5 protein-coding genes are annotated in these 4,857 nt (G+C 29.2%); all 5 read right to left on the reverse strand.

What is annotated here, in order from left to right:
• The coding region (locus HMPREF9965_RS12040; RefSeq protein WP_001181634.1) for a class I SAM-dependent DNA methyltransferase at positions 1-798 on the reverse strand (798 nt) is incomplete at its 3' end.
• Positions 799-818: 20 nt separating this feature from the next.
• Complete coding sequence (locus tag HMPREF9965_RS12045; protein WP_001237251.1) at positions 819-1,733, reverse strand: ThiF family adenylyltransferase; 915 nt, start codon at positions 1,731-1,733, stop codon at positions 819-821.
• The gene (locus tag HMPREF9965_RS12050; protein ID WP_001263465.1) at positions 1,699-2,958 is read right to left on the reverse strand and encodes an MFS transporter; all 1,260 of its coding nucleotides are present in this window, start codon (positions 2,956-2,958) and stop codon (positions 1,699-1,701) included. Before HMPREF9965_RS12050 ends, HMPREF9965_RS12045 begins: the two co-directional genes overlap by 35 nt.
• Before the next feature lies 1 nt (position 2,959).
• Entirely contained in the window at positions 2,960-3,775 is an 816-nt protein-coding gene (locus HMPREF9965_RS12055) for an aminoglycoside N(3)-acetyltransferase (protein ID WP_000283044.1), read from the reverse strand.
• Position 3,776: 1 nt separating this feature from the next.
• The coding region (locus HMPREF9965_RS13245) for a hypothetical protein (protein ID WP_000302212.1) at positions 3,777-4,857 on the reverse strand (1,081 nt) is incomplete at its 5' end.

The raw sequence follows: 4,857 nt of genomic DNA on the forward strand, positions 1-4,857 counted from the left end.
ATATCCAAAAGTATTATTTTTATTTGTACCGAGTTTTAATGTCTTTTTTACTAATGATTTTTTCTGAGCAATAAATAAAATTCTATCAATATTAATTTCATTTTTATCTATAATCGTATCAGAATAACCATCTCTCATTTCCACAAGGGTAAATCCTACATCTTCTAAAAGTTTTACAATTTCCGATATATCATACATATAATTGTAGATTGTATTATCAAATCTGATATAATTCCCATCTTTTTTTAAGTCATAGCACCCTTGAAATCTACTGAATCCTACTTTATTTACAGAATCTACGAATCCCTCCCTAATAGCTATCGATCTATCGTTACTTATTGATACATAGCCATTATCCGACTCTATACCTTTCGGGCTATTCATATCAAATATAAAATATCCACAACCTTTCAAACTCTTATAGACATTTTCAAATACCTTTTTCACATCAGAAATTGATGCCAAATGATTCAAAGCATCTGTAGTTGATACTGCAAGACCATAACGCCTATCTGCTTGATATTTTGTTGCATCCTCACAGATAAATTTAGTTTGAGTATCATATTTTTTGGCAATATTTAACATATCTTCCGATAAATCTATCCCAGTGGTTTCCCAACCTTTTGATTTAAAATATTGAAGTAACTCTCCTGTTCCACACATATAATCAATAATCGAATGTTCTATAGGTTTGTCTTTTATCAAATCAAATATGAAACGGCTATATATTTTAGCTTGACCGGTCAGCTGTTCTCGATAGAACATAGAAAAATTTTTATTGTATCTGCTGTTTTGCATAATTTGTATCCTCTTATTCTTCATCTTGGAAATTTTATAACCATGCGACCAAATTTAGAAAAATACATCTCTCCCATGAGATAATGTGTGATGTCGTGTGCCATATAGGATGCAATGATAGAATTAGTAGTACCGAATGACCCTTTTGGAACTGCATAGTTATCAACCATATTAATTTTTTTAGTTTTTTCTATTTTTTCTACATCTAATAATTCAAAAAAACCAAAGTCAATACCTACACCTCCAGAAATCATAGGTACTTTTAACTCTTTACAAGCAAGTAGAGTTTCTGAATTGATATTACTTGGATAATCGCCGCACTGAATAATAATGTCTATATCTACATGCTTTAAAATACGTGTCAAATCAAATAGAGAAACTATTCTCTCCTTGTATAATTTAATATTACTTTTAGGATTAAAATTCATGATATAATCTTTACATACATCAATTTTATATTTTCCTATATCTTCAACTCTATACAAAAACTGTCTATTCAGATTATGAGATTCCACTTTATCAAAGTCAATAAGGTGAAATGATTGAACACCAGCTGCCATTAGCATTTGTAATATATTTCCACCAATCCCACCTAGTCCAATAATACAGACTGATACTTTTGACAGTTTATTATGAAGTTCAATACTTGTAGGTTTAAATCTTTCATAATAGTAAAAATTTCTACTAAAAATTGTATCTTCATATTTATCATATTCTTCATACACGATGAAGTTCTTTTTCTCTAAAATTTCTATTACCTTTTTTACTATATGATTAGAATATTGATTATAAAAAACTTCTTCTTGAATTCCCTGTTTCAGATGACTCAACAATTCCGATATAATCTCAGTATTAGGAAATTTAATGCCCTCCTCATATCCAACATAAATAAAATCTTCCTTAGGAATAACAAGCAAGTAATCTTTTAATCTCATTTTTTTTCTCCATTTTAAATGTATACACAACATAAGCCAAAGATAATAGAACAACTAAACTATACGCGATTGCCTCACCAAAAATATTCATCATACTCAATACAATAAACATATGAAACGGTACAACAGAGGCCAAAATAGTATTAACAGCACCACTAGAAACACCTAAACTATTATAGTCTTGATTTTGCATAATAAACATTGTAAATTTAGGAGAGACAAATCCTTCCATTAAAAACAATAGAAAAATTGCTAATAAGATTACTATGTTAGAAGTTTCAAAACCTAATATCAATGTAATTATAGCGATGAATGTTAAGTTAGTAATCAGTATCTTATGAATTGACAATTCTTTCATTATTTTTGGTGCTACTGCATTTCCTACCACAATTCCTAATACAGATGCTCCTCCAACTAAACTAATAAGTACCTCATAGTTTTTGGATGAATGATTATTAAAATATATATATACAAGTGGTAGTATACATCCTACAAGAGCATTAACCAAAGCAACAGGTACAATCACACTCATTATTCTTTTATTGGACAGCAGTGTTTTGATACTAGCGAAAATTCCTGACTCTGAATCATTTTCACTATCTCCATCATCAATTTTTGTGCTCATTTTTAATTTTAAGGACGGATAAACTTTCATCATTAAAACGGCAGCTATCAAAAATGTTAACGAATTAGCTAGAGATAGTAGTTCAAAATTAGAATTGAATAATAATAAAACAATACCTCCCGATGCTTTAGCTAAAAACGAAAATAGATAATAGCTAATATTAGAAAAAGCAAGACTTTCTTCCATGTCTTCCTCAGGTATTATTGAATATACTATTGGAAAGCGCAAATTATCAGAATATGTCCCTATCAAATCCGAAATAAAATTTAAAATAGAAATAAGAATAACGACTATCATACCCGATTGAAAATATAAAATAGTAGCTACCACAATATATATAATCCCTCTCAATAAATTAGTGGCAATATCGGCACCAGCTTTGTATTTGTCTGGCGTTTTATCTACAATATGACCTGTCCAAAATGCTAAAAAAGGGGGAAAAGTTTCCGAAAGGCTAATGATAGATATTGCAAATATACTATCAGGTAATTGACTAGCATAGGCAATCAAAGCTAAATAAAATATAGAGTCACCTATTACAGATAAACTATCTGAGATTGTAATATATCGGTATAATTTATTTCTTATAAAAACTCTCATTTCAGTTTAAACCTCTTTCAATATAATAGCTTTTCGCAAAGTCTACACATTCAGACATATCAAACAAATATAAATCGGCTTCATTGATTTTTTCTTTTCTTACTTGATGAAGCTTCATAAATTCTTCTTGAATTTCTAAATAATCGTCATAGATATCCAAATCTATGTTTTTAAATTCAATCCATTCCTCACCTTTTAATGTCGAAATTTTACTCCGCTCTATTAAAACATCTCGATTTAGCTTATTCTCTGCGAGATGTAAAGAAGTATTAGTTTCAAAATCAGTCCCTATCATCAATATTTTTGACTGCAATTTATACATTTTCCCAAGTGGCGATTCTTTTCCAAAGGGAAAATCATAGCCAACTGTAGAAGTTATTTCCAACGCTTTTCTACCTACTGCAGTAAATGAATACATAGGATGAGAACTTCTAATTGCTTGAGGTAATATCCCAAGAAAATTACTAAAACTCCCCATTGCCTTAGAAAAGGAACGTCTTGTATTATATGCTGGCATAGAATCTCTAATTAAATCATGCCACTCCATAGGGACTGGAGGATATTCCCAAGTTGCGGGATCAGAGATCTCTACTGTTTGAGATGGTACAACAATTGTTCCCTCCTCTCCTACAACGTTTTTCAGAGCATTATAAAGACACTCTGAACCTCCGATAACATAACCCAAAGATGACAAAGAAACATGTGCCATTACAATGTCACCCTGTTTTATTCCCAATTTTATAAATTTCTGCTCCAGATGTTTTTCTGTTACAGGAATAAGCGATTTTTTTATTGAGTCAGTTAAGTAATTATACATTTTACGACCTCCACGTTCTTATAAATTCTTGCATACTGTAATATAGCACGCCTTTATACACTCCTACAGATAATCGCAGACATAAGTCATTGTTAAATCTATTTATTATTTCAATTCTAGGTGTTCTAAAGCCAAAGCTTGTTCCTATCATTAAAGAAAGCTGTTTATCATCTAAATAAACTTTCAAATCATCTAAAAACTGTTTATAATCTTTAATTTCATTTGAATTTTTAATCTTTATAATCAAAAACACACTACCTTCACCAAAATGAACATCTAAGAATTTATTAGATTTTATCTGATAAAAGAAATCTTGACATAATATATTCAATCGCTCCACATACATGGCTTGAGTTTTAAAGTTAAAAATAGAGTTACAAAGTATTTTTTCTTCATATGGTAAAATACTTGTACCTGTTAATGAACGAAATCCAATTAAAGATTTGCTTAATAAAGAGGTATTTATTTTATTGGAAGTTATATGAACAATACCTAAATTAGAAAGTTCTAACCCCAATTGATATAGTTTAATCCCCGATTTAAAATCAAAAATTATAGTATCTCTTTTGAGTTTTCTCAAAATATAAGACACATCAAAAAAAATATCGGCAGTGCTATCTATAATTAATATTAATGGTAAAGAACTATGATTTAGAGAATCCAATAAAAGGCCTAAGTCAAGTTGTTCATTGGGATAATTTAGATTAACTAACTCTAAAAAAACAATTGTATAATCATTAGATTTTAGTTGATCATATACTTTTTTAAATGCTTCACTACGATGGATATTTAAAAACCTATCATAAACATTATATAATAAGCTTGATGTTTCAAAATAATATGTTGCATCTAAAGCTTTCATTTTCTTTAAAGAAAAATTTTTGATCAAAGTTTTACAGATTGCATCTAGAGCAGACATGCCACTTCTAAAAACACAGCAAACATTATCAATTTGCGAGTAAGTACTTTGATATTTTTCTTCTAAATAAGTAGGTGAAAAACCTCTTTCATATTCATAACGCTTTTCATTATTGTTAAATATAGGAGATTTTATACCTATATTCGTTGTATTATAAATTTGT

Source organism: Streptococcus mitis bv. 2 str. SK95, assembly GCF_000222705.1.
GTDB lineage: Bacteria > Bacillota > Bacilli > Lactobacillales > Streptococcaceae > Streptococcus > Streptococcus mitis_AY.